Origin of the sequence: Xanthomonas sp. NCPPB 1128, assembly GCF_001043115.1 — a bacterium.
Taxonomy (GTDB): Bacteria; Pseudomonadota; Gammaproteobacteria; order Xanthomonadales; family Xanthomonadaceae; genus Xanthomonas_A.
In genome coordinates, this window is record NZ_LFME01000002.1 from 217,909 (window position 1) to 240,374 (window position 22,466).

Below are 22,466 nucleotides of genomic sequence, written 5' to 3' on the forward strand. Positions count from 1 at the left end.
CGCTGCGGCGCGACCACCGCCGCGCCTTCCGTCACTGCCGGACCCTGCTCTGATGCACGATCGCAACGACGCCTTCCATTTCTACGAGCCGGCCAACGGCCACGGGCTGCCGCACGACCCGTTCAACGCCATCGTCGGGCCGCGGCCGATCGGCTGGATCGGTTCGCGCGGCGCCGACGGCGTCGCCAACCTGGCGCCCTACAGCTTCTTCAACGCCTTCAACTACGTTCCGCCGATCGTCGGCTTCGCTAGCATCGGCTGGAAGGACAGCGTGCGCAACATCGAGGCCACGGGCGAGTTCACCTGGAACCTGGCCACGCGGGCGCTGGCCGAGGCGATGAACGCCAGTTCCGCGGCGGTGGCGCCGGAGGTCGACGAGTTCGCCCTGGCCGGCCTGGCTGCCGCGCCGTCGCGGCTGATCGGTGCGCCCCGGGTGGCCGCCAGCCCGGTCAGCTTCGAATGCCGGCTCAGCCAGCTGCTGCCGCTGCAAAGCGCGCGTGGCGAACCGATCGAGACCTGGCTGGTGCTGGGCGAGGTGGTTGGCGTGCACATCGCCGAGCACGCGCTGCAGGACGGGATCTACGACCCGGCCGCGGTCGCCACCCTGCTGCGCGCCGGCGGCCCGGCCGACTACTTCGAGGTGCTGGCGCAAGGGCGCCTGCGCATGCCGCGGCCGACGCAGGCGCGCTGACCGCATCCGGCGCGCCGCCTTTCTTTCTTCCGCCTACGAGCAGATCGTCTCCATGACCATCACCCCCCAGCAAGCCCTGCAACGCACCATCGAGCACCGCGAGATCTTCCACGACGAGATGGTCGCGCTGATGCGGCAGATCATGCGCGGGGAGGTGTCGCCGATGATGACCGCAGCCATCCTCACCGGCTTGCGGGTCAAGAAGGAAACGGTCGGCGAGATCGCCGGCGCGGCGGTGGTGATGCGCGAGTTCTCGCGCACCGTGCCGGTCGCCGACCGTACCCACATGGTCGACATCGTCGGCACCGGCGGCGACGGCTCGCACACCTTCAACATCTCCACCTGCGCGATGTTCGTGGCCGCGGCCGCCGGCGCCAAGGTCGCCAAGCACGGCAACCGCAGCGTCTCCTCCAAGTCCGGCAGCGCCGACGCGCTGGAAGCGCTGGGTGCGGCGATCGAGTTGCAGCCCGAACAGGTGGCGCAGGCGCTGGCGGCCACCGGCATCGGCTTCATGTACGCGCCGGTGCACCACCCGGCGATGAAGGTGGTGGCGCCGGTGCGGCGCGAGATGGGCGTGCGCACCATCTTCAACATCCTCGGCCCGCTGACCAATCCGGCCGGTGCGCCGAACATCCTGATGGGCGTGTTCCACCCCGACCTGGTCGGCATCCAGGCGCGCGTGCTGCAGGAACTGGGCGCCGAGCGCGCGCTGGTGGTGTGGGGCCGCGACGACATGGACGAGCTCTCGCTCGGCGCCGGCACCCTGGTCGGCGAACTGCGCGACGGCCAGGTCCGCGAGTACGAGGTGCATCCGGAGGATTTCGGCATCGCCATGTCGGCCAGCCGCAACCTCAAGGTCGCCGACGCCGCCGAATCGATGGCGATGCTGCGCGCCGTGCTCGACAACGTGCCCGGCCCGGCCCTGGACATCGTCGCCTTCAACGCCGGCGCGGCACTGTACGTGGCCGGCCTGGCCGAGGACATCGGTGCCGGCATCGCCCTGGCGCGCGCGGCCATCGCCGATGGGCGCGCGCGGGCGAAGCTGGAGGCGTATGTGGCGTGTACGCAGCGGTTGGTGGCGGCTCGGGACTCGGGACCCGGGACCCGGGACCCGGAAAATCCCGCAACCTGAAGGTCTGCGCGCAAACCCTGGCTGCGCTCGCGTTTGCCTTGTGCGCCAATCGCGATGGCGCACCTATGCTTTTCCCGGGTCCCGGGTCCCGGGTCCCGGGTCCCGATCCCTTCTTTACCCCGCATCGCCGATAATCCAGCCATCCCCCAGGATCCCAACCGCATGAGCAGCGACATTCTCCGCACCATCCTCGCCCGCAAGGCCGACGAGATCGCCGAGCGCAGCGCGCGCGTGCCGCTGGCCGAGCTGGTCGCCCGCGCCGAGGCCATGCCGCCCACCCGCGGCTTCGCCCGCGCGCTGCAGGCCGCCATCGCCAACGGCGATCCGGCGGTGATTGCCGAGGTCAAGAAGGCCAGCCCGTCCAAGGGCGTGATCCGCCCGGACTTCCATCCGGCCGACATCGCGGTCAGCTACGAGTTCGGCGGCGCCGCCTGCCTGTCGGTGCTGACCGACGAGGACTTTTTCCAGGGCCACGACCGCTATCTGCAGCAGGCGCGCGATGCCTGCACGCTGCCGGTGCTGCGCAAGGATTTCACCATCGATCCGTACCAGGTGTACGAGGCGCGCGCGCTCGGCGCCGACTGCATCCTGCTGATCGTGGCCGCGCTGGACGACCTGCAATTGGCCGAGCTGTCGTCGCTTGCCCTGCAACTGGGCATGGACGTGCTGGTGGAAGTGCACGACATCGACGAACTGGAGCGCGCGCTGCAGGTGCCGGCGCCGTTGATCGGCATCAACAATCGCAACCTGCGCACCTTCGAGGTGTCGCTGCAGACCACCTTGTCGATGCAGAACGCGGTGCCGCGCGACCGCCTGCTGGTCACCGAAAGCGGCATCCTCGGCCCGGACGACGTGGCGCTGATGCGCGGCGCCGGCGTGCACGCGTTCCTGGTCGGCGAGGCGTTCATGCGCGCCGAGGAGCCGGGCGAGGCGCTGCGCCAGCTGTTCTTCGCCGCATGAGCGGGCAGGGCCCGAGTCCGCACCCGCTGCCGCGCGCCGATGCGCCGCTGGTGGTGTTCGATTTCGACCACACCCTGTACGACGGCGATTCCGGCAGCCATCTGTTCGCCTGGCTGATCAAGCGCAATCCGCTGCGCCTGGCCGCCGCGGTGCTGGCCACGCCGTTGCTGGGGCCGCTGGTGGCGATGCTGCCGACCCGGCGCACCGGCATCTCCGGCTACGTCTGGATCGCCAGTTTCGGCCTGCGCCGCGCGCGCGAGTTCAACCGCATCATCGACCAGTACGTGCTGCAGCATCAGGCGCAGATCCGCCAGCGGTTGCTGCCGCAGGCGCTGGACGTGTTCGCCCGGCACCGTGCCGCCGGCGACCGCGTGGTGGTCGCCACCGGCGCGCCGCCGGAACTGGCACGCGCCATCCTCGGCTTCGTCGCGCACCAGGACGTGCCGGTGGTCGGCAGCCTGATCGGCCCGCGCCTGGGCGCGGTCACCGCCACGCGCCACTGCCACAACGAGGAAAAGATGCGCATGCTGCGCGAACTGGGCTACGGCGAGATCGCCATGGCCTATTCCGACAGCACCGCCGACCTGCCGCTGCTGCAGGCCGCGGCCGCGCCGGTGGTGGTCAATCCCAAGCACGGCGCGGTGGCGGTGTTCCGCCGGCTGCTGCCCACCGGCACGCCCATCCTCAACTGGGGCTGCCGCGACCGCGCCGGCGAGGCCGTCGGCTCCGAGTAAGTCACGGCGCTGCGGCGCATTCGGGACGCGGTGTCTCCCCGCGCCTTGTCAGCGCCGTTCGCGCGGATGCCGCCGTGCCCGCCCTGCGGCGATCAGCCGCCGGATCTGGCGTAGGTGCCGTCGCTGCCGACCAGCGCATGGTGCAGCGGCGCGACCCACTGGCCGCGGTCGATGTCGTAGGCGCCGAAGCTGCCCTCGAATTCCCAGTACGCCCAGGCGAAATGCCGTTTCTCCGCGGCATTGACCACGGCCACCGTCCAGGCCAGGCGGTCGGCCGGCGGCGCCTGCTCGTATGCGCCGAACTCGCCCAGCAGCACCTGCCGATGGTGCGCCGTGGCCCAGGCCGCGATGCGGTCGAACTCCCCATATAGCTTGGTGCGGTCGGCCGCGCTGCCCCAGGCCACGCCGGTGTGGTCGCGGATGTCCGCAGGCGCCCACGGCGCGCCCTGGTGGGTGAAGCGGAACGGGTTGTAGTAGTGCACGGTGACCAGCAGGTGGGTGTCGTCGTCGGGCAGGCGCAGGCTGTCGAGCGCGGTGAAGGAATTGCTGTTGCCCGGGCCCACCACCACCGTGCGGGTCGGGTTGTCGCGGCGGATGATCTGCAGCGCATCGCGCAGCAGGTTGTTCCACACCGCGCTGGTCATCTGGCCATTGGGCTCGTTGAGGATCTCGAACAGCACCGACGGCGGCGCATGGCGATAGCGCGGGGCGACCTGGCTCCAGAACGCCAGCAGCTTGGTCCGGCACACCGCCGCGTCGGCGGCGCAGGGGTGGAAATCGTGTTCGTCCAGGATCACGTTCAGGCCCGCGGCGGTGGCCTGGTCGACCACCGTGTCCAGCGTCTTCAGCCAGGTCGGGTCGAGCCGGTTGGCCGCGTCCATGTGCGCGAACGCCTGCAGGTTGACCCGCACCGTACGGAAGCCGCCGTCGCGGATCGTGCGGTACAGCGGCGGGCGGAAATGCGCCTTCGCCGGGTCGTTCCACAGCGGGTCGTAGCCGAGGATGTTGACCCCCCGCCCGAGCCGGGCGAAGGCGTCGTCGGCCTTCGCGCGCGGCGCAGACAACGCAAGACACAACAGGGCCAGGAGCAATGGGATGGCACGCATGGCGGATCTCGCGGGGGAGGGAGGGGGCGAGACGCGCGGCCACCGGCGGCGGTATCCCGGCCGCAATCATCGCGCGGCCCGCCCCGGCAAAAGCGAACGCAGCCTGACCGCCTGATGCGTGGCCAGCACCGCGTCAGGTGCCGCCGACACCGCTCCTGCGAATCCCCAATCCCGACTCCCGACTCCCGAGCGTCAGCCCACCCACCGAAACAGGGCCCCACCCACCTGATACAGGCTGATGCCCAGCACCAGCAGGCCGACCGCCACCAGCACCCAGCGCTCGCGCACGCGCTTGACCAGCAGCGCCGCCAGCGGCGCGGCGAGCATGCCGCCGACCAATAGGCCGAGCACGATGTCCAGGTGCTGCACGCCCATGGTCAGCAGGAAGGTCAGCGAGATCGACAGCGTCACCAGGAACTCGGCGGCGTTGACCGTGCCGATGGTGGTGCGGGCCTGACCGCCGTGGGCGAGCAGGGTCGAGGTCGCCACCGGTCCCCAGCCGCCACCGCCGCTGGCGTCCAGCAGGCCGGCGACGAAGCCCAACAGCGGCACCCGCCGCACCTCGCGGCGCGGCAGCGCACGGCCGGCCGCACGCAGCAGGATCAGCACCGCCAGGGCCAGCAGGTACAGATAGACGAAGGGGCGGATCAGCTCGCCCGGCAGCTGCGTCAGCACGTAGGCACCGGCGACTCCGCCGACCATGCCCGGCAGCGCCAGGCGCAGGAACAACCGCTTTTCGACGTTGCCCAAAGCCAGGTGCGACAGCCCGGAGGCACCGGTGGTGAACACCTCGGCGCTGTGCACGCTGGCGCTGACCACCGCCGGCGGCAGGCCCAGGCTCAGCAACACCGACGAGGACACCAGGCCGAAGGCCATGCCCAGCGCACCGTCCACCAGCTGCGCGGCCAGGCCGACCAGCACGAACCAGTAGAAGGTCTCGCTCAGTACCATCGCGCCGGGCCTAGCGACCCATGGCGGTCAGCGCGCGCCGTACAGCACCACGGTCTTGCCGCGGGCGTGCAGGATGCCGTCGACCTGCAGCTTCTTCAGCACCCGGCCGGCCATCTCGCGCGAGCAGCCGACCAGCCGCGCCAGTTCCTGCCGCGACACGCGCAACTGCATGCCCTGCGGGTGGCTCATCGCCTCCGGCTCCTGGGCCAGGTCGTGCAAAGTGCGCACGATGCGGTCGGTGACGTCCAGGAACGCCAGGCGGCTGGCCTTGCGCGAGGTGTCCAGCAGGCGCTTGGACAGCTGCACGCCGATCGCGTACAGCACCCGCGGCGCGTCGGACGACAGCGAGCCCAGGAACAGCTGGTGCAGGCGCTCGTAGCTGATCTCGGCCAACTCGCACGGGGTACGGGTGCGCAGGATCACCTCGCGCTGGTCGGACTCGATGAACAGGCCCATCTCGCCGACGAACTCGCCGCTGCCGAAATATCCCAGGACCAACTCGCGGTCGTCATCTTCCTCGGCGATGATGCTGACCGAGCCACTGACCACGTAGTACAGGGTGCCGGCCGGATCGCCGGGCCTGAACACGTCCGTCCGCGCCGGATAGCGGCGACGGTGGCTGTGGGCCAGGAAGCGGTCGATGGTGGCGGTGTCCAACGTCAAAGGACTTGGAGCGATGCGCACAGGTGCTGCAGTGGATGTGTTTCCGGGGCTCATGGCGGCTTCGCTACGGCGTAATTCCTGAAGCTTAACGGGACGCGTTCGCGGCGGCAAACAAGAGACGGACGCCACGTTTCGCAGCCGGGCCATTTGGCTCATAATTGAGTGTCTTTCCCCCCCACTTCCAGAGGATCCACGCCGTGGTCAAGCCGTTGCCTCGCCTGAGGCTGCAAGGTTTCAACAACCTCACCAAGGCGTTGAGCTTCAACATCTACGACGTCTGCTACGCGATCTCCGAAGAGGAGCGCCAGCGCTACATCGAGTACATCGACGAGCAGTACGACGCCGATCGCCTGACCCAGATCCTCACCGATGTGGCCGAGATCATCGGCGCCAACATCCTCAACATCGCGCGCCAGGACTACGATCCGCAGGGCGCCTCGGTGACGATCCTGATCTCCGAAGAGCCGGTCATCGACAAGAAGGCGGCGGGCAAGGAGATCATTTCCGACGCCGTGGTCGCGCACATGGACAAGAGCCACATCACCGTCCATACCTACCCGGAAACCCATCCGCAGCACGGTATCGCCACGTTCCGCGCCGACATCGATGTCGCCACCTGCGGCGTCATTTCGCCGCTGAAGGCCCTCAATTACCTGATCGAGAGCCTGGAATCGGACATCGTGATCATGGACTACCGCGTGCGCGGCTTCACCCGCGACGTGAAGGGCAAGAAGCACTACATCGACCACAAGATCAACTCGATCCAGAACTTCCTGGCCAAGAACGTCAAGTCGCGCTACGAGATGTTCGACGTCAACGTCTACCAGGAGAACATCTTCCACACCAAGATGCACCTGAAGGACTTCGACCTGGACCAGTACCTGTTCGAGGAAAAGGCCAAGAACCTCTCGTTCAAGGAGCGCATGCGCATCGAGGCGCTGCTCAAGCGCGAGATCGAGGAGCTGTTCCACGGGCGCAACCTGTCCGAGTAAGCAGTCTCCACACCGGCGGGGCGGCCCGCCCGCAGCCTGCGCTGCGACCCCTGCCGACGGCGGCCCGATGTGCAGACATCGGGCCGTTTTCATTTGGATTTGTCTACGGAGAAAGACAATGCCCTGGATCTACCTGTTGCTCGCCGGCCTGTTCGAGATCGGTTTCGCCCTCGGCCTCAAGTACAGCGAAGGCTTCACCCGGCTGTGGCCGACCCTGGGGACCATCGCCGGCGCAGGCATCAGCCTGTGGCTGCTGACCCAGGCGCTCAAGCACATCCCGCTGGGCGCCGCCTATGCGATCTGGACCGGGATCGGTGCGCTGGGCACGGCCGTGCTCGGTATCGTCCTGTTCGGCGACAGCGCCTCGCCGGCGCGGCTGGCCTGCATCGGCCTGATCGTGGTCGGGGTGATCGGGCTGAAGCTGGTCGCGCACTGAGCGCGGCGCGCGCGGGAACTCAGGCGGCGGCGATGCGGCGCCGGGTCAGCACCCGGCCGATCAGCATCCGGTGTGCGACCACCGCCAGCAGGGCGGCGATCGACAGCGCGATCATCGCGCGGGTGAACACGCTGCCGAGGTTGCCGGCGTGCTGCAGCTGGTCCAGGCGCCCGAAGCGCGCGGGGTCGGCGTTGGCGTAGGCGATCTCGACGGTGGCGCCGTCCAGCAACAGCGGGGCGGCTTCGGCGCCGCTGGCTTCGAAGGCCCCGCTGTGCAGGCGGCCCCTGCTCTCGAACACGTAATGGAAGCGGTAGCGCACCAGCGGCTCGGTCTGCACGCCGAAGGCGCCGTCGGCGATCACCGGCACGGTGGCGACCGAATGGTCGCGCAGGATCGCGCTGGCCTGGCGGTAGTCGCCGAGCAGGTGATGCAGCAGGGCGCCGCCGCCGAGCGCGAACAGGGTCGCGAACAGCAGGCGCGACAACCAGCGGGTCCGGGGCGATGGCAGGTGGAGCGAAGATGCGGGCATGGCAGTCGGCAGGCGGAGCGCACGCAGGCGTGGCTCGGCACGGGTACATCGGTGGCTGCAGCACCTGGCGGTGCCGCAGCTGGAACGGCGTGCGCCGACGCGGAATCAGTCAGCGTTCGTTCACTTTACTCCGATCCGGCCGGCAATGCCAGTCGGGGTGATGCCGGCCCGACCCGCGGGCGGCTACAGCCGATAGGCGACGGCCTTCATCAGCCGCGACGCCGCGGCCATGACCGTGGGGATCGGCGGCGGCAGGCGCCGCGCGCCGGCCTGTTCTGCGTGCTCGGCATGGCGGGCCTCGTCGGCCTTCATCACCTTCAGCACATCGCGGCTGCGCAGGTCCGCTGGCGGCAGCGTCTGCAGGTGTTCGTCCAGATGCGCCTCGACCTGGCGCTCGGTCTCGACCACGAAGCCAAGGTTCCAGCCGTCGCCGCGCAGCCCGGCCAGGGTGCCGATCGCGTAGCTGCCGGCGTACCACAGCGGATTGAACAGGCTGGGGCGGCTGTCCAGTTCGCGCAGCCGCGCCGCGCACCAGGCCAGATGGTCCGTTTCTTCTTGCGCCGCCTCCAGCAGGTGCGCACGTGTGGCCGGGTCCCGCGCGACCGCGGCCTGGCCGAAGTACAGGCCCTGCGCGCAGACCTCGCCGACGTGGTTAATGCGCATCAGGCCGGCGGCATGGCGGCGCTCGTCCGGCGCCAGCACCACATCGGCGGTGGCCGCGGCAGGGTAGGGACGCTGCGCCGGCGGGTCGCCGAACACGGTCTCCAGCGCGCGCTGGGCCTCGACCAGGGCGCGATCGAGCGGGGAATGCTGGCGACTGGCGGTCATGGGGAAAGCCCGGAAGCGGTGGGGACCCCCCGATTTTCGCCGCCGGCCGGCGCACTGCCAAGCGCACGGCCCATCCCGTGTCGGCCCGCCAGGGTGGACTTGCGCGGGGCGACCGGGCCGCGTAGAATTTCGCCTCTTGCGTTTTTGCAATTCACAACGCGTGGCAAAGTTCCGGCCGTTCACCGCAGGAATCCGCCCGACCAACCGAGTCTGATCATGAGCACCTTCACTGCTAAGTCCGAGACCGTCCAGCGCGACTGGTATCTCGTCGACGCCGCCGGCAAAACGCTGGGCCGGCTTTCCACCGAACTGGCCCGCCGCCTGCGCGGCAAGCACAAGCCGGTCTACACCCCGCACGTCGATACCGGCGATTACCTGGTGGTGATCAACGCCGAGAAGATCGTCGTCACCGGCAACAAGCTCAAGGACAAGAAGTACCACCGCTTCACCGGCTACATCGGCAACCTGAAGACCGAGAGCCTGGAGCAGGCGCTGGAGCGCCACCCGGAGCGCGTGATCGAAATCGCGGTCAAGGGCATGCTGCCCAAGGGCCCGCTGGGCCGCGCGATGTACCGTAAGCTCAAGGTCTATTCCGGTGCGGAGCATCCGCACGCCGCTCAGCAGCCGCAGGTTCTGGATATCTAATCATGGCGATTTCGCAAAACTACGGCACTGGCCGCCGCAAGTCCTCCACTGCCCGCGTGTTCCTGCGCAAGGGCAACGGCAACATCTCCGTCAACGGCCGTCCGCTGGACGAGTTCTTCGGCCGCGAGACCGCGCGCATGATCGTGCGCCAGCCGCTGGAGCTGACCAAGAACACCGAAAGCTTCGACATCCTGGTCACCGCCACCGGCGGCGGCACCACCGGTCAGGCCGGTGCGATCCGCCTGGGCATCGCCCGCGCGCTGGTCGAGTACGACGAAACCCTGAAGACCGAGCTGCGCAAGGCCGGCTTCATGACCCGCGACGCCCGCGAAGTCGAGCGTAAGAAGGTCGGTCTGCACAAGGCCCGTCGCGCCACCCAGTTCTCCAAGCGCTGATCCATCGCGCCTGGCGTGGGTTCCCTCGGGAACCCGCTGGGACCAAGCAAAAGCCCGGCTTCGGCCGGGCTTTTGTCGTCTGGGGGTTCGGCGCCGCGTCTTGCTGGCCGGCATTCCATCTGGTTGGCGGAGCTGGGCAGTGGTAGCGTCGATGGATCCTCGCGATTCCGTCGCCTGACACAGTGTCGGCGTTCAGCGGGCGTGGCAGGTGATCACGGCTCGCCCATCGAGGCTTCACTGCGTCAAGCTGCATCAACTGTCTGGTGAAAAGCCCCCTTGGAGTCCAAGGGGGCGCGCCGACAGGCGCGGGGATGTGGAGGCGGAAGGCCGGGGCCCGCGCCTTGCGCAGCAAGGCGTGGGGCGCAGGCGCTACGCGCCTGCGCGAACCCGCAGCCAAACACACAAAAAAGGCCGATCTTTCGATCGGCCTTTTTTGTGTGTTTGGCTGCCCCGGATGGATTCGAACCACCGAATGCCTGAGTCAGAGTCAGGTGCCTTACCGCTTGGCGACGGGGCAATGTGGACTGCAAGTATCGCACGCCTTGGGCGTACACACCATGGTGGCTATGGGTGGACTCGAACCACCGACCCCAGCATTATGAGTGCTGTGCTCTAACCGGCTGAGCTACATAGCCCTGGTGAACCGCCAATTCTTATGGAGAAGCGGGCGGCTGTCAACGGGTTTCTGCGCAGCTTGTGGCCCGGCCGCAGCCATGGCAGAGTCGGAGCCAGTAGATTTTTCAGGAGTCCGCATCGTGATCGATCCGGACGGCTATCGACCGAACGTAGGCATCGTGCTGATGCGGCCGGATGGTCAGGTGTTCTGGGCACGCCGTGTGCGCCGGGACGGCTGGCAGTTCCCGCAGGGCGGCATGAACACCGACGAGACCCCGGTGGAGGCCATGTACCGCGAGTTGCGCGAAGAAACCGGGCTGTTGCCCGAGCATGTGGAAGTGCTCGGCGCCACCCCCGGTTGGCTGCGCTATCGGCTGCCCAGCCGGGCCATCCGCCGCAACGAACGCCAGGTCTGCATCGGCCAGAAGCAGGTCTGGTTCCTGCTGCGGATGCAGTGCGACGAAAGCCAGCTGAACCTGGAACTGACCGAGACGCCGGAGTTCGACCACTGGCGCTGGGTCGATTTCTGGTACCCGGTGGAGCACGTAGTCCTGTTCAAGCGTGGCGTCTACGCGCGGGCGCTGCGCCATCTGGCGCCGCTGGCGCAGACCATCGCCGGCGCCGGCATCCGTGCCATGCCGACCCTGGCCCAGGAGGCCTGGTTGCCGGGCAATACCGCCGGGCACGATCGGCCGCGCAAGCGGCCCCGCAAGCGCGGTGGGCCCTGGGCGGCGCGGATTAATAACGATTAACGGGCGGAATTGACAACCATTCTCACTTTGGTTTGAATGGCGGCAGGCGCAGTCCGCGCCGTCTGCCGCCAAGCCCGCCGTGTACGTCTGCATCTGCAATGGGGTCACCGATCGCCAGATCCGCGAAGCCGCCGAAGCCGGCTGCCGCAGCGTGTCCGAACTGACCATGGGCACGGGCTGTGGCGCCACCTGCGGCTCCTGCCTGGACATGGCCGGCGACCTGCTGGAGCGCGCGCTGAGCCGCGAGCTGCCGTTGCCGGTCCTGGTGGGCAGCCTGGCCCGCGCCGCCTGAGTCCGAGGCCGCGCTGCGGCGCGGGATGATCACGATTCGCGTTCCTTCACGCCGCGGCGCGATTCGCTAGAGTCTGCGCTTTCCGGCTTACGCGAGCGATGCAATGAAGGGCGACAGCAAGGTCATCGAGTTCCTCAACAAGGTCCTCTACAACGAGCTGACCGCGATCAACCAGTACTTCCTGCACGCCAAGATGCTGAAGAACTGGGGCCTGAAGGAACTGGCCGAGCACGAGTACAAGGAATCCATCGACGAGATGAAGCACGCCGACAAGCTGGCGGACCGCATCCTGTTCCTCGAGGGGCTTCCGAACTTCCAGGCGCTGGGCAAGCTGCGCATCGGCGAGAACCCCAAGGAAATCCTCGAGTGCGACCTGGCGCTGGAGCGGGAGGGCACCGTCACCCTGCGCGACGGCATCGCCTATGCCGAATCGATCCAGGACTACGTCAGCCGTCAGCTGCTGGCCGACATCCTCGAATCGGAAGAAGAGCACATCGACTGGCTGGAAACCCAGCTCGACCTGATCGAGCGCATCGGCGAGCCGAACTACCTGCTGACCAAGCTCGAGGATTGAATCGTCGGCGCATGACGCCGCGGCGCTGGCCTGTGTCCGCGCCGCGCTGGATGCTGTTCGCTCTGCACCCCGGGATGGCGTTGCCATGCACGTATAGAAGCGGCTTCAGCCGCGACGCGTGGCTGGCGGAAGGTCGCCGCTGATCCCGCGCATCGGCACATGCTGCTTCTGCGCGAATCCATGGTGACGACATGGCATCCGCATCCGCATCGTGTGGCGTTGCCGATTTGTTGGAACGGCTTCCGCCGCGACGCGTTTGCAGGCCGAAAGTCGCCGCTGATCCCGAACAGCGGCACATGCCGCTCCTGCGCGAATCCATGGCCGACATGGCATCGGCATCGCACGACGTCGCTCTTCTGTGGGAGCGGCTGCAGCCGCGACGCATTGATGGCGGTCGGTCGCAGCTGACGCCGCTCCTGCACGCATGGCGGCGGCGGCGACCGCGGCCGCATGGCGCGCGGCGAGAGTTTCATGTGCGCAGCAACCGCAACACGTTGCTGCTGAATCTCGCGGCATCCTCCGTGCGTCATCGCAGGCGGAGCACGCGACGCGGCAAAGGCCATGGAGGTGCATCGCGACGCCCATGCACTCACTCCCCGCGCCCTTACTGTAGGAGCGGCTTCAGCCGCGACGGGCTTTACCGGTAACGTCTGTCGCGGCTGAAGCCGCTCCTGCAAGAACAACAGACGGGAGTGCATCTGCCCATTGTAGAGATGCGGTAGAGATGCGGCGCGGTGGCGGCGTTCGGCAGACGATGGTTGGTCGCGACAAGCGTCAACGGTAAAGCCCGTCGCGGCTGAAGCCGCTCCTACGAGAAAAAAGCAGCAGGCGAGCGTCTGCGCTTTGGGCGATGCGCTTGGCCAAGTCCTGCGGGCGATCGTTTCGCCTACAGTCGTGGCGCAGCGCAAGATCGCGCGCTACGGCGCAGCGGGTTCGGTGGTGTCGCGCACGCTGGCGCGGTAGCCGCTCAGCGCCAGGCGCGCGCGCGCGAACTCGGCGATCACCAGGGCGACCGCGACCACGGGCCGATCCAGGGTGCCGGTGCGCACACCCGACTCGATGCGCAGCGCCGCCGCCGACAGCGCCAGTGCGCCGAGATTGGCGGCCGAGGATTTCAGCGTGTGCGCGGCCTCGCGCAGTGCGTCGCTCTGCGCCGTCGCCGCGGACTCCTCCAGGCGCTGGATCAGCAACGGCGCATCGGCCAGGAACAGCTCGACGATCTGCGCCACGCTGGCCGAGCCGATGACCTCGCGCAACTCGTCGAGCACGGCGATCTCCAGCACCGGCGCCGGCACTGCCGATGGCGGTTCCGGATCGTCTGCCTCCGTCGCGGCGAGCGGCGGCATCGATGTCGTGATGGCGCCGCGCGATTCCACATCCTGTTCCAGCCCAGGCGCTGCCGGGGGGACTTCGAGCGTGGCGTGATCGGGCGATGGCATCGAGGCGGTCGACGTTGCGGTGGTGCTGGACGCCGTGGCGGTGTCCGTCGTGTGCATGGCGGCGTGGCGGGCGTCCTGCGGTTTGACCTGCATCGCGTCGGCGCGCGCATCTGCCGCTGGCCCGCTCGCGATGGCCGCGGATGCGTCCGCGGCTGCCGGCTCCGGCGCGAACGTCGCGCAGGCCGGCATGGCTGCCGGCTGCAGCGGCAGCCAGCGCTGCAGGCAAGCTTCCAGCCGTGTGCGGTCGATCGGCTTGGACAGGTAATCGTCCATGCCGGCATCGAGGCAGCGTTGGCGGTCGCCGGCCATCGCGTTGGCGGTCATCGCCACGATCGGCAGGCGCGGGCGCGCCGCCTCGGCCTCGCGCTGGCGCCACTGCCGGGTGGCGGCGTAGCCGTCCAGCACCGGCATCTGGCAGTCCATCATCACCAGGTCGTACGGCTGCCGCAACAACTGCGCCAGTGCGGCGGCACCGTCCTCGACACTGTCGGCGTGGTGGCCGAGCGATTCCAGCAGGCGCCGCGCCACCATCAGGTTGACCGGATTGTCCTCGACCAGCAGCAGCCGGCAGCCGCTGCGGGGCGGCGGGGCGTCGGCCACGGCGAGAGCGGGCGCTGCGGCGCGGGCCGGCGTGGGGGTGTCCACGGCGTTCGTCGCGAAGGCGTCGTGGTAGAACGTATCGGCGTCGTTGTCGGTGGCGCCCACGGTCTCGTTGGCCAGGCTCGGGGTCGCCGGCGACAGCGCCAGCATGCTGCGCAGGTCGATGTCGGCGGCCTGTCGCGACAGCAGCGCGCCGTGCGCGCGGATCTCCTCGGGAATGTCGGCCTCGCCGTACAGCCAGATCAGCCGCGTGGTCTGTGGTGTCGGCAGCCGCGCCACCGCGCGCTGCAGCGCACGTGCGCTCTGCCGCAGCCCGTCCAGGTCGCCGATCACCAGGTCGTATGCCGGACGTACGCCACTGCTGCTGCTGCCGTTGCCGCGCAGCCGCTCCAGCGCCTCCTGGGTCGAGTCGACCTTGCTCACCTGCACGCCCCAGTTCGGCAGCAGCACGCTCAGGCGCTGCTGCAGGCGCTGGTCGGCGCCGACCAGCAGCGCATGCAGCCGCGGCAGCCCGCCCGGACTTTGCGGCAGGTCGCCGATCACCTTCAGCAGCGGGATCTCGAACCAGAACGTGGCCCCCTGGCCCTGCCGCGACGTGACGCCGATGCGCCCGCCCATCAGTTCGACGATGCGCTTGCAGATGGTCAGGCCCAGCCCGGTGCCGCCGTACAGGCGGGTGGTGGAGGCGTCGGCCTGGGTGAAGGCCTGGAACAGGTGTTCCTGGCGTTCGGCGCTGATGCCGATGCCGGTGTCGCGTACCTCGAAGCGCAGCAGGTGCTGTGCCGGGGTTTCGCCGAGCCGGCGCACGCCCAGGTCGATGCCGCCGCGCGCGGTGAACTTGACCGCGTTGCCGAGCAGGTTGCTCAGCACCTGGCGCAGGCGCACCGGATCGCCGCGCACCGGCAGGCGCACCGCCGGGTCCAGCTGCAGCGCCATGCGCAGGCCCTTGGCCTCGGCCGCGCGCTGCATCAGTTCCAGCACGCCGTCGAGCAGTTCGCGCAGGTTGAAGGTGGTGATCTCCAGCTCCAGCCGGTTCGCTTCCAGCTTGGAGTAATCCAGGATGTCGTCGACGATGCGCAGCAACTGCAGCGAGGAGGTGCTGGCCGCGCGCAGCATCTCGCGCTGGTCCAGGCCGAGCGGGCCGCGCCCGATCAACTCCAGCATCGGGATGATGCCGTTGAGCGGGGTGCGGATCTCGTGGCTCATCGTCGCCAGGAACTCGCCCTTGGCCAGCACCGCGGCTTCGGCCGCCTGGGTGGCAGCCTCGGCGGCCTGCTTGGCCTGCAACAGTTCCTGCTCCAGCCGCTCGCGCGCGTGCACGTCGTGCTGCAGGGCGTTGCGTTCGGACTCGGCCAGCGCGGCCCGCGCCAGCGCCGCATCCAGGCGTTCGATCTGCTGCCGCGCGCGGCAGCCGGCGAGGGTGGCCAGGGCCGCGGCGGCGGCCATGCAGAGCGGTGCCAGCCAGTGCCACGGCGCCGGCAAGGGCAGCGCCAGCGGCGGCAGCGCCAGCAGGGTGCCGGCGACGGCGAGCACCGCGGCGAAGGCCGCCGGCCACGGAAGGGGCCGGCGTCGACGGACGGACATGGCTAGAGCACCGCGTTCTGGAAGTCGAAGTTCAACTGGTCGCCGACCGACTGCACCAGGTTGCCCTGGATGAAATCGACCCCGCCCATCCACATCGCGGCCGCGGCCTGCGCCTGTTCGATCTGCTGGCCGATGATCAGCAGGCCGGCGCGATGCGCCAGATCGATGGTGGCACGCAGTTGGTCGCGCAATTCGGGATCGGCATGTGCGCCGGCGAAGCGCGCCGACAGGCGCAGATAGCCCAGCGGCAGATGCGCGAGCAAGGCCTCGGCCTCGGCACCCGGTTCGAACTGGCTGATGCAGAACTGCACGCCCAACGGCATCAGCCGCGCGCAGAACTGCTGCAGCGTGGCGGTGTGGACCAGTGCATCGTCCAGGCGCAGGTCGATCACCAGCGAGGTGCCGGTGACGCCGCGGCGGCCGATGGTGTCGATCAGCCACTCGGCGAAGGCGGTGCGCGCCAGCGTACGCGAGGACTGCGAGACGAACAGGCGCAGCGGCGGGGTGGCGTGCTGGTACAGATGCAGCAGGCCCAATGCGTGGTCCAGCACCTGCTGGTCGAGATCGGCGATGCGTCCGCCGGCTTCGGCGGCCGGCAGCACCTGGCCGGCCGAGAGCAGGCTGCCGTCGCGCTGGCGCAGGCGTAGCAGCACCTGGTACTGGGCGATGTCGCCGCCGGCGACGGCGACGATCGGCTGGTAGGCCGGTTCCAGTTGACCTTCCAGCATCGCGATGCGCTGCAGGTCCTCGTCCGCGCGCGGTGGCACGTAGGCAGCGATGCCCTGCGGGTGCAGCCGTGCCTGCAGCGCGGTGCGTTCGACCGCTTCCAGCGCGCTGCCGGCGTCCTCGAACCCATGGCCGAAATCGGCGTAGCCGACCGCGCAGCGCAGGTGCAGTGCCTCGTCCTCGCGCAGCGGGAAGGCGTGGCCGGACAAGGTGTCGCGCAGGCTCTGCGCGCGTTGCCGCTGCGCGTCGGCATCGGCATCCTGCTCGGCCAGCAGCAGGAAGCTGTTGTCGTTGAGCCGCGCCAGCGGCTGCGGCGCGGTGACGCCGGCCAGGCGGCGCCCGGCCTGCACCATCAGCCGCTCGAACGCGGCGTAGCCGTAGCGTTCGCGCAGGCCGAGCGCGCTGGCGATCTCGACGAAGTACAGGCTGCCGGGGCGGCGTGCACGCAGCGTCGTGTCCAGCAGCTGCAGCACATGGGCGCGGGTCGGCAGACCGGTTTCGGGGTTGTTCAGCGGCACCGCCTCGGCGTGGCCCTGCTGGGCCTGCTGGCGGGCGCGGCGGATACGGTTGGACACCGCGGCGATCAGGTGCCGCGGCCGGATCGGCTTGGTCAGGAAGTCGTCGGCGCCGCTGTCGAGCACTTCGTACTCCAGTTCCGGATCCGCGTCGCCGGACAGGAACACGATCGGCAGCAACTGGTGCTGCGGCTGCTGGCGGATCAGCGCGGTCAGGCGCATGCCGTCCAGTCCCGGCATGTGCAGGTCCATCAGGATCAGGTCCGGCCGATAGTCGACGATGGCCTGCTGCACGCCTTCGGCCTGCATCTGCACCTGCGCGTGCATGCCGGCGCCATGCAGCACGCTCTGCGCGAACAGCGCCTGCGCGCGGTCGTCCTCGACGATCAGCACGCGATAGGGCGCGGCTGCAGCCTGTGCGGTGGAATCGGCGGTGGCGTCGGCGACCACGAAGGCGGTCGCATTGGCGTCGGCCGGACCGTCGTCGTGTTCGCTGCCGGCCAGCGGCATGGCCGCGGCCGTCCCTTCGGTGGGCGCAAGATCGGCGATGCCGGCAGCAGCGGCGGCATCGGCGGGCGTCGCGCGCGCAGCGTCGCCGACCCAGCGGCGCCAGTAGTGCGGCGGCGGGATCTCGGCGCGCACATGGCGCGCGCGCGGGTCCTCGCGATGGGAAAGCGGAGCGGTGTCGTTGGCGGGCATCGCGTCTGGTTCCTGGGGCGCGTCCAATTATGCGATGAAGTTCACGATGGCAGGGCGCCGGGCTGCGTGGGTTTGCCGGCCGGCGTTGTCGGCGCGGCCAGCAGGCGGCGCATGCCCCGCCACAGCAGGCGCCACGTCCACCACACCAGCAGCGCGCCGAGCGCGCTCGCCGCCAGCACCACCGCCAACGCCAGCCACGGGTGCGCGAGCGCCAGGGCCAGCGCGGCGATCACCACCGAATCCTCGGCCAGCGAGGCGATCCAGTTGCTGGCCGGCTCCGGCGAGGTGTTGAGCAGGGCGCGGGTGCCGGCCTTGAGCGCGTGGCTGGTCAGGGCCACGCCGGCCCCGGTGGCCAGCGCGCCGGCGCTTAGCTGGCCATCGGGCGAGAGCGTGGCCGCGGCCAGGAAGGCGCCTGCGGGAATCCGGGTCAGGGTCTGCAGCAGGTCCCACACCGAGTCCACGCCGGGGATCTTGTCGGCGAAGAACTCGGCCAGCGCCAGCGCGCCGGAGGTGCCCAGCACCCACCACGACTGCGTCGCCTGCAGCGCCGGCGGCAGCTCCAGCCAGCCGAGCAGCCCGGCCAGGCCGATGCCGAACACGGTCAGGTAGACGCGGATGCCGGCCAGCCAGGCCAGCAGGATGCCGATTACGAAGAGATGGGCGTCGGTCATGGCAGGCGCTCCTGCAACTGCACGGATGCCGGCCACTATCGGCCAAGCCCGCCACGAAGGCCAGCCCGCGGCGGCGGTCGGCCGCGCAGTCCGGCGCCGCTCAGGAGCGTGGCTTACACTAGGTGACCCAGCAGGCCGACCCGTGAGGATCGACGCCGGCGCCGCCTCGGTGGCGCGGCAGCGCGCATGAACCGACCCGTTCCCCGTTTCCAGATCGTGCCCAATGGCGGCGGGGGCCCGCGCCCCGGCCGCCGGCTGTGGCTGCTGCTGGCCGGGTTGTGGCTGCTGTCGCTGGCGCTGACCTGGTGGCTGGCCAGTCGCCAGGCCGCGCCGCGGCTCAGTGCGGTCAGCGCGCAGTTGCGCGAGGCCGAACGCAACCTGCAGGCGCAGCAGCGGCAGATCGAGACGCTCAACCAGCGCCAGGCCACCCTGGCCCGCTCCGACCAGATCAGCCGTGCCGCCAACAACGAGGTGCAGAGTTCGCTGGCCGAGCGCGACGAGGAGATCGCCGGGCTGCGCGCGGACGTGGCGTTCTACGAGCGGCTGGTCGGCGCGACCAGCCAGCGCAAGGGCCTGAGCGTGCATTCGGTGGAGTTCTCCGCCGAGGCCGGCGGCACCTGGCGCTACAACGTGGTGCTGACCCAGAACCTCAACCGCGGCGCGATCAGCCAGGGGCAGTTGCGGCTTACCGTGGAGGGCGTGCGCGGCGGCAAGCTGACCAGCGTCGGCTGGGACGAATTGCACCAGAAGACCGGTGTGCCCGGGCAGGACTACTCGTTCCGCTACTTCCAGCAACTGGATGGCAGCGTGATCCTGCCCAAGGGCTTCACTCCGCAACGGGTGCGGGTGGCATTGAGCGGCGGCGGGGCGCCGGTCAGCCAGACCTTCGATTGGACATTGGCCGGTAACGGCAAAGGGGAATAATCAGCCTATGTTTGGGAACAAGAACAGCCGCAACAGCGGCCAGACCGTGGTCGATACGCTGATCGGCGCGCAGGTGGTGATCCGCGGCGACCTGGTGTTCAGCGGCGGGCTCTACGTGGAAGGGCGCATCCTCGGCAAGGTCATCGCCGAGGACGGCGCGCCGGCCACGCTGACCCTGTCCGAGCACGGCAGCATCGAGGGCGAGGTGCGCGCGCCGGTGGTGATCATCAACGGCCAGCTGATCGGCGACGTGCACGCCGCCGAGCGCGTGGAGCTGGCATCGAAGGCGCGGGTACAGGGCAACGTGCACTACCAGGTGGTGGAGATGAACGCCGGCGCGCAGCTGACCGGGCGCCTGATCCACGCCGGCAGCCTGGTCGCGCTGGCGCCGCCGGAAGCGCACCGCGAGGCCGCCGGCGACGCCGAGCCGCCGCGCGCGCTCACCGCCGAGGCTTGATTCGGCCGTCCGCCGTCCCCATTCTCCCGCCATGAGCACTCTCGTCTCCCTGCCGGGCGCCGCGCCCACGCCCGACTACCAGTCCCTGGACCGGCCGTTGAACTTCACCGCGGCCGCTGCGGCCAAGGTGCGCGAGTTGATCCGCGAGGAAGGCAACGACGCGCTGGCGTTGCGCGTGTACATCCAGGGCGGCGGCTGTTCCGGCTTCCAGTACGGCTTCGAGTTCGACGAGAACCGTGCCGAGGACGACCTGGCGGTGCAGACCGACCAGGTCACCCTGCTGGTCGACCCGCTCAGCCTGCAATACCTGATGGGTGCGGAAGTGGATTACAGCGAAGGCCTGCACGGGGCGCAGTTCGTGATCCGCAATCCCAACGCCAAGACCACCTGCGGGTGCGGCAGCAGCTTCAGCGTGTAGACACGCTGCGGCTTGCGGGACGCATGGTTTGCCTGCACCCTGCGGCGCATGTCCGATCCGACGCCTGACTCCTTCGCCTTCGCCGGTCCCGCGATCGACCGCGCCGATGCCGTGCGCAACGATCCGGCCGCGCTGCGCCAGGCCCGGGAACAGGCCCGGGTGCTGGTGCTGGACGCCGATGGCCACGCGCATGCCGATGCCGACGGACGCCCGCTGATCGCCAGCGCCGCCGCGCTGGGCGCGCTGGGCGAGCAGGCGCTCTTCCTCGGCCTGGACCACGGCCAGGCCTGGTTCGCGCTGGCCGCCGACGCGGTGCCGCAGCTGGCGCCGCCACCGCAGCGCATCGACCTGCGCCGCGCCGCGGCCGAGTGGCCGGCGCTGGAGGCCGGCCTGTTCGCCTACGCGCGCGCGATGCTGCATTGGCAGTCGCGCACCCGCTTCTGCGGCGTATGCGGCGGCACCATCGTGTTGCAGCGCGGCGGCTTCCTTGGTGTGTGCACGCAGTGCGCCAGCGAACACTACCCCCGGGTGGATCCGGCGGTGATCGTCGCGGTCAGCGATGGCCGGCGCCTGCTGCTGGGGCGCCAGGCGAGCTGGCCGGCGCGGCGCTACTCGGTGATCGCCGGCTTCGTCGAGCCGGGCGAATCGCTGGAACAGACGGTGGCGCGAGAGGTGGCCGAAGAGACCCAGGTGCGGGTGCGACCCGGCAGCTGCCGCTACTACGGGGCGCAGCCGTGGCCGTTTCCCGGCGCGCTGATGCTCGGCTTCCGTGCGCAGGCGGAGGCGGACACGCCGCAGGTGGACGGTGAGCTGGAAGACGCGCGCTGGTTCGAGCGCGAGGACGTCGGTGCCGCGCTGGAGCGCCTGGCGGCGCACGGCGACAGCGCCGACGACGGCCATGGCCTGCGCCTGCCGCCACGCATCTCCATCGCCCGCGCGCTGATCGAGGACTGGTACCGGCACGGCGCGCCGCCCTGACCACGCCGGCGCGTTGCGCGCATCCGCTTCAGAACGGTCCCGGAGGACCTGCATGTTCACGACCCTCGTCGCTGTGATCGTCGCCCTGGTGCTGGGCCATGTCGCGCCGGGCATGGTTGCCTCGTTGCGCCGCTTCGATGCGTTCGGCGATTGGCTGAGCTGGCTGGACACGCATGCCGGCGAGGGCAGCGCCTGGCGCGGCCGCTACGGCATCGCGCTGGCGCTGCTGCCGCCGCTGTTGTTGGTCGGCTTGCTGCAGTGGCTGTTGGCGGCACCGCATCTGGGCCTGCTGGCTCTGCTGTTCGGCAACGCGGTGCTGGCCTTCAGCTGGGGCCCGCGCGACCTGGACACCGACGTGGAGGCCATCATCGACGCCGACGATGCCGCGGCCCGGCAACTGGCGGTGGCACAGTTGCAGGCCGATGGCGGGCCGCTGCGTGAGGATCCGGCCGGGCTGGTCGAGGCGGTGGCGGTCAGCGCGCTGCGGCGCTGGTTCGCGGTGCTGTTCTGGTTCCTGCTGCTGGGGCCGTTCGGCGCGCTGGGCTATCGGCTGCTGGCGCTGGCCGCGGTCGGCCCCTATGCCTCGCGGCTGCCGCCGGCGACCGCCGCCGGCGCGCGCGCGCTGCTGGTGGCGCTGGAATGGCCGGTGGCGCACCTGATGACCTTCTCGTTGGCCCTGGTCGGCAATTTCGAGGCGGTGTTCGGCGCCTGGCGCGCCGCCGGCAGCAAGCGCTGGCAACTGGACACCGGCTTCCTCGGGCCGGTGGCCTGCGCCAGCGTGCGCGGCGAACTCGATGCCGAGGCGCACGACTACAGCGATGCGGGCATGGTGGTGCCGGCGTTGCGGCGCCTGCCCGAACTGCGCGATGCGATGAGCCAGGTCTGGCGGGTGTTGCTGCTGTGGCTGGTGTTGCTGGCGCTGCTGGTGATCGCCGGCTGGGTCAGCTGAGGCCGCGCTCGACATCAGGGCACCTCTGACACCCTGCGTCTGCCACGCATGAGGTTGTCGCGTAGGCGCGGCTTCAGCGGCGACGGGCTTAGGCTTGTCGGGAACGTCCCTCGCGGCTGAAGCCGCTCCTACAGGACGCGTTCCGAAGTGATGAGAGGTGCCCATCCGCCGTGTTGGGAGGTGCGAGTCTGCGACGAGGCGGATGCGGCAG

General features: G+C 69.7%; 24 protein-coding genes and 2 tRNA genes. 16 read left to right on the forward strand and 10 right to left on the reverse strand.

Going from position 1 to position 22,466, the window contains the following annotated elements; genetic code table 11:
* Positions 1-52: 52 nt before the first annotated feature.
* The 4 genes from ACP93_RS03025 (at position 53) to ACP93_RS03040 (ending at position 3,517) form a co-directional block, all read left to right on the forward strand.
* Positions 53-691, forward strand: a complete 639-nt coding sequence (locus tag ACP93_RS03025; RefSeq protein ID WP_048489296.1) for a flavin reductase family protein — start codon at positions 53-55, stop codon at positions 689-691.
* Positions 692-743: 52 nt separating this feature from the next.
* Complete coding sequence (gene trpD, locus ACP93_RS03030; RefSeq protein ID WP_048489297.1) at positions 744-1,823, forward strand: anthranilate phosphoribosyltransferase; 1,080 nt, start codon at positions 744-746, stop codon at positions 1,821-1,823.
* A 162-nt stretch (positions 1,824-1,985) separates the two neighbouring features.
* Positions 1,986-2,783 carry an indole-3-glycerol phosphate synthase TrpC gene (trpC, locus tag ACP93_RS03035; protein WP_048489298.1) on the forward strand — a complete coding sequence of 266 codons (798 nt, stop codon included), beginning with the start codon at positions 1,986-1,988 and terminating at the stop codon, positions 2,781-2,783.
* The gene (locus tag ACP93_RS03040) at positions 2,780-3,517 is read left to right on the forward strand and encodes a haloacid dehalogenase-like hydrolase (protein WP_048489299.1); all 738 of its coding nucleotides are present in this window, start codon (positions 2,780-2,782) and stop codon (positions 3,515-3,517) included. The genes trpC and ACP93_RS03040 overlap by 4 nt, the downstream gene beginning before the upstream one ends.
* A 92-nt stretch (positions 3,518-3,609) precedes the next feature.
* Here the strand turns inward: ACP93_RS03040 and ACP93_RS03045 are convergent, their stop codons facing one another.
* The 3 genes from ACP93_RS03045 to crp all read right to left on the reverse strand — a co-directional run bounded on the left by ACP93_RS03045 (position 3,610) and on the right by crp (position 6,291).
* Positions 3,610-4,623 carry a glycoside hydrolase family 5 protein gene (locus ACP93_RS03045; RefSeq protein WP_048489300.1) on the reverse strand — a complete coding sequence of 338 codons (1,014 nt, stop codon included), beginning with the start codon at positions 4,621-4,623 and terminating at the stop codon, positions 3,610-3,612.
* Between the two features lie 192 nt (positions 4,624-4,815).
* Positions 4,816-5,574, reverse strand: a complete 759-nt coding sequence (locus ACP93_RS03050) for a sulfite exporter TauE/SafE family protein (protein ID WP_048489301.1) — start codon at positions 5,572-5,574, stop codon at positions 4,816-4,818.
* 27 nt (positions 5,575-5,601) lie between these two features.
* Positions 5,602-6,291: a cAMP-activated global transcriptional regulator CRP gene (gene crp / locus ACP93_RS03055; RefSeq protein WP_010341415.1), complete on the reverse strand. Its 690-nt coding sequence runs from the start codon at positions 6,289-6,291 to the stop codon at positions 5,602-5,604.
* A gap of 143 nt (positions 6,292-6,434) precedes the next feature.
* Here crp and speD point away from each other — a divergent pair, with 143 nt between their 5' ends.
* Together speD and sugE are read left to right on the forward strand one after the other, a co-directional pair.
* On the forward strand, positions 6,435-7,229 hold the full coding sequence (speD, locus tag ACP93_RS03060) for an adenosylmethionine decarboxylase (RefSeq protein WP_017910332.1): 795 nt from the start codon (positions 6,435-6,437) through the stop codon (positions 7,227-7,229).
* A 118-nt stretch (positions 7,230-7,347) separates the two neighbouring features.
* A complete protein-coding gene (gene sugE, locus ACP93_RS03065) occupies positions 7,348-7,665 on the forward strand; it encodes a DMT family transporter (protein WP_048489302.1) in 318 nt (105 codons plus the stop codon).
* Between the two features lie 19 nt (positions 7,666-7,684).
* On the opposite strand, the gene ACP93_RS03070 is transcribed toward sugE, so the two are convergent.
* A complete protein-coding gene (locus ACP93_RS03070; protein ID WP_048489303.1) occupies positions 7,685-8,149 on the reverse strand; it encodes a hypothetical protein in 465 nt (154 codons plus the stop codon).
* Between the two features lie 228 nt (positions 8,150-8,377).
* Positions 8,378-9,022: a 2-polyprenyl-3-methyl-6-methoxy-1,4-benzoquinone monooxygenase gene (coq7, locus tag ACP93_RS03075; protein WP_048489304.1), complete on the reverse strand. Its 645-nt coding sequence runs from the start codon at positions 9,020-9,022 to the stop codon at positions 8,378-8,380.
* A gap of 216 nt (positions 9,023-9,238) precedes the next feature.
* Between coq7 and rplM the strand changes: the two genes are divergently transcribed.
* Positions 9,239-9,667 carry a 50S ribosomal protein L13 gene (rplM, locus tag ACP93_RS03080; protein ID WP_010341420.1) on the forward strand — a complete coding sequence of 143 codons (429 nt, stop codon included), beginning with the start codon at positions 9,239-9,241 and terminating at the stop codon, positions 9,665-9,667.
* Between the two features lie 2 nt (positions 9,668-9,669).
* A complete protein-coding gene (gene rpsI / locus ACP93_RS03085; protein ID WP_048489305.1) occupies positions 9,670-10,062 on the forward strand; it encodes a 30S ribosomal protein S9 in 393 nt (130 codons plus the stop codon).
* 442 nt (positions 10,063-10,504) lie between these two features.
* On the opposite strand, the gene ACP93_RS03090 is transcribed toward rpsI, so the two are convergent.
* Together ACP93_RS03090 and ACP93_RS03095 are read right to left on the reverse strand one after the other, a co-directional pair.
* Positions 10,505-10,579 (reverse strand) — tRNA-Gln (locus ACP93_RS03090).
* A 41-nt stretch (positions 10,580-10,620) separates the two neighbouring features.
* Positions 10,621-10,697: transfer RNA gene (locus ACP93_RS03095), tRNA-Met, on the reverse strand.
* 120 nt (positions 10,698-10,817) lie between these two features.
* On the opposite strand from ACP93_RS03095, the gene ACP93_RS03100 reads away from it, so the two are divergent.
* The 3 genes from ACP93_RS03100 (at position 10,818) to bfr (ending at position 12,295) form a co-directional block, all read left to right on the forward strand.
* Positions 10,818-11,429, forward strand: a complete 612-nt coding sequence (locus tag ACP93_RS03100) for an RNA pyrophosphohydrolase (protein WP_048489306.1) — start codon at positions 10,818-10,820, stop codon at positions 11,427-11,429.
* Positions 11,430-11,508: 79 nt separating this feature from the next.
* Positions 11,509-11,721: a (2Fe-2S)-binding protein gene (locus ACP93_RS03105; RefSeq protein ID WP_048489307.1), complete on the forward strand. Its 213-nt coding sequence runs from the start codon at positions 11,509-11,511 to the stop codon at positions 11,719-11,721.
* A 103-nt stretch (positions 11,722-11,824) separates the two neighbouring features.
* Positions 11,825-12,295 carry a bacterioferritin gene (gene bfr / locus ACP93_RS03110; protein ID WP_048489308.1) on the forward strand — a complete coding sequence of 157 codons (471 nt, stop codon included), beginning with the start codon at positions 11,825-11,827 and terminating at the stop codon, positions 12,293-12,295.
* 917 nt (positions 12,296-13,212) lie between these two features.
* Here the strand turns inward: bfr and ACP93_RS03115 are convergent.
* The 3 genes from ACP93_RS03115 to ACP93_RS03125 are packed head-to-tail and all read right to left on the reverse strand — an operon-like array spanning position 13,213 to position 18,529.
* Complete coding sequence (locus ACP93_RS03115) at positions 13,213-15,918, reverse strand: hybrid sensor histidine kinase/response regulator (RefSeq protein WP_228135939.1); 2,706 nt, start codon at positions 15,916-15,918, stop codon at positions 13,213-13,215.
* A gap of 2 nt (positions 15,919-15,920) precedes the next feature.
* Positions 15,921-17,858 carry an EAL domain-containing protein gene (locus ACP93_RS03120; RefSeq protein ID WP_048489309.1) on the reverse strand — a complete coding sequence of 646 codons (1,938 nt, stop codon included), beginning with the start codon at positions 17,856-17,858 and terminating at the stop codon, positions 15,921-15,923.
* Between the two features lie 41 nt (positions 17,859-17,899).
* Positions 17,900-18,529 (reverse strand): DUF4126 domain-containing protein, encoded by a 630-nt coding sequence (locus tag ACP93_RS03125; protein ID WP_048489310.1) that lies wholly within the window; start codon positions 18,527-18,529, stop codon positions 17,900-17,902.
* Positions 18,530-18,715: 186 nt separating this feature from the next.
* Here ACP93_RS03125 and ACP93_RS03130 point away from each other — a divergent pair, with 186 nt between their 5' ends.
* From ACP93_RS03130 to ACP93_RS03150, 5 genes are read left to right on the forward strand one after another with little or no spacing between them, the layout of a single operon-like run.
* Complete coding sequence (locus tag ACP93_RS03130; protein WP_048489311.1) at positions 18,716-19,453, forward strand: DUF6776 family protein; 738 nt, start codon at positions 18,716-18,718, stop codon at positions 19,451-19,453.
* Between the two features lie 7 nt (positions 19,454-19,460).
* Positions 19,461-19,910 carry a bactofilin family protein gene (locus tag ACP93_RS03135; RefSeq protein ID WP_048489312.1) on the forward strand — a complete coding sequence of 150 codons (450 nt, stop codon included), beginning with the start codon at positions 19,461-19,463 and terminating at the stop codon, positions 19,908-19,910.
* Between the two features lie 31 nt (positions 19,911-19,941).
* On the forward strand, positions 19,942-20,328 hold the full coding sequence (erpA, locus tag ACP93_RS03140; RefSeq protein ID WP_017908990.1) for an iron-sulfur cluster insertion protein ErpA: 387 nt from the start codon (positions 19,942-19,944) through the stop codon (positions 20,326-20,328).
* A 48-nt stretch (positions 20,329-20,376) separates the two neighbouring features.
* Positions 20,377-21,306, forward strand: a complete 930-nt coding sequence (nudC, locus tag ACP93_RS03145) for an NAD(+) diphosphatase (protein WP_048489313.1) — start codon at positions 20,377-20,379, stop codon at positions 21,304-21,306.
* A gap of 52 nt (positions 21,307-21,358) precedes the next feature.
* Positions 21,359-22,255, forward strand: coding sequence for a membrane protein (locus ACP93_RS03150; RefSeq protein ID WP_048489314.1), 897 nt, complete (start codon positions 21,359-21,361; stop codon positions 22,253-22,255).
* Positions 22,256-22,466 lie beyond the last annotated feature (211 nt).

Excerpts from the sequence above, each read along its gene's own strand:
- ACP93_RS03025 (WP_048489296.1), top strand. The coding sequence starts at position 53 with ATGCACGATCGCAACGACGCCTTCCATTTCTACGAGCCGGCCAACGGC.
- trpD (WP_048489297.1), top strand. The coding sequence starts at position 744 with ATGACCATCACCCCCCAGCAAGCCCTGCAACGCACCATCGAGCACCGC.
- trpC (WP_048489298.1), top strand. The coding sequence starts at position 1,986 with ATGAGCAGCGACATTCTCCGCACCATCCTCGCCCGCAAGGCCGACGAG.
- ACP93_RS03040 (WP_048489299.1), top strand. The coding sequence starts at position 2,780 with ATGAGCGGGCAGGGCCCGAGTCCGCACCCGCTGCCGCGCGCCGATGCG.
- ACP93_RS03045 (WP_048489300.1), bottom strand. The coding sequence starts at position 4,623 with ATGCGTGCCATCCCATTGCTCCTGGCCCTGTTGTGTCTTGCGTTGTCT.
- ACP93_RS03050 (WP_048489301.1), bottom strand. The coding sequence starts at position 5,574 with ATGGTACTGAGCGAGACCTTCTACTGGTTCGTGCTGGTCGGCCTGGCC.
- crp (WP_010341415.1), bottom strand. The coding sequence starts at position 6,291 with ATGAGCCCCGGAAACACATCCACTGCAGCACCTGTGCGCATCGCTCCA.
- sugE (WP_048489302.1), top strand. The coding sequence starts at position 7,348 with ATGCCCTGGATCTACCTGTTGCTCGCCGGCCTGTTCGAGATCGGTTTC.
- coq7 (WP_048489304.1), bottom strand. The coding sequence starts at position 9,022 with ATGACCGCCAGTCGCCAGCATTCCCCGCTCGATCGCGCCCTGGTCGAG.
- rplM (WP_010341420.1), top strand. The coding sequence starts at position 9,239 with ATGAGCACCTTCACTGCTAAGTCCGAGACCGTCCAGCGCGACTGGTAT.
- rpsI (WP_048489305.1), top strand. The coding sequence starts at position 9,670 with ATGGCGATTTCGCAAAACTACGGCACTGGCCGCCGCAAGTCCTCCACT.
- bfr (WP_048489308.1), top strand. The coding sequence starts at position 11,825 with ATGAAGGGCGACAGCAAGGTCATCGAGTTCCTCAACAAGGTCCTCTAC.
- ACP93_RS03115 (WP_228135939.1), bottom strand. The coding sequence starts at position 15,918 with ATGTCCGTCCGTCGACGCCGGCCCCTTCCGTGGCCGGCGGCCTTCGCC.
- ACP93_RS03120 (WP_048489309.1), bottom strand. The coding sequence starts at position 17,858 with ATGCCCGCCAACGACACCGCTCCGCTTTCCCATCGCGAGGACCCGCGC.
- ACP93_RS03125 (WP_048489310.1), bottom strand. The coding sequence starts at position 18,529 with ATGACCGACGCCCATCTCTTCGTAATCGGCATCCTGCTGGCCTGGCTG.
- ACP93_RS03130 (WP_048489311.1), top strand. The coding sequence starts at position 18,716 with ATGAACCGACCCGTTCCCCGTTTCCAGATCGTGCCCAATGGCGGCGGG.
- ACP93_RS03135 (WP_048489312.1), top strand. The coding sequence starts at position 19,461 with ATGTTTGGGAACAAGAACAGCCGCAACAGCGGCCAGACCGTGGTCGAT.
- erpA (WP_017908990.1), top strand. The coding sequence starts at position 19,942 with ATGAGCACTCTCGTCTCCCTGCCGGGCGCCGCGCCCACGCCCGACTAC.
- nudC (WP_048489313.1), top strand. The coding sequence starts at position 20,377 with ATGTCCGATCCGACGCCTGACTCCTTCGCCTTCGCCGGTCCCGCGATC.
- ACP93_RS03150 (WP_048489314.1), top strand. The coding sequence starts at position 21,359 with ATGTTCACGACCCTCGTCGCTGTGATCGTCGCCCTGGTGCTGGGCCAT.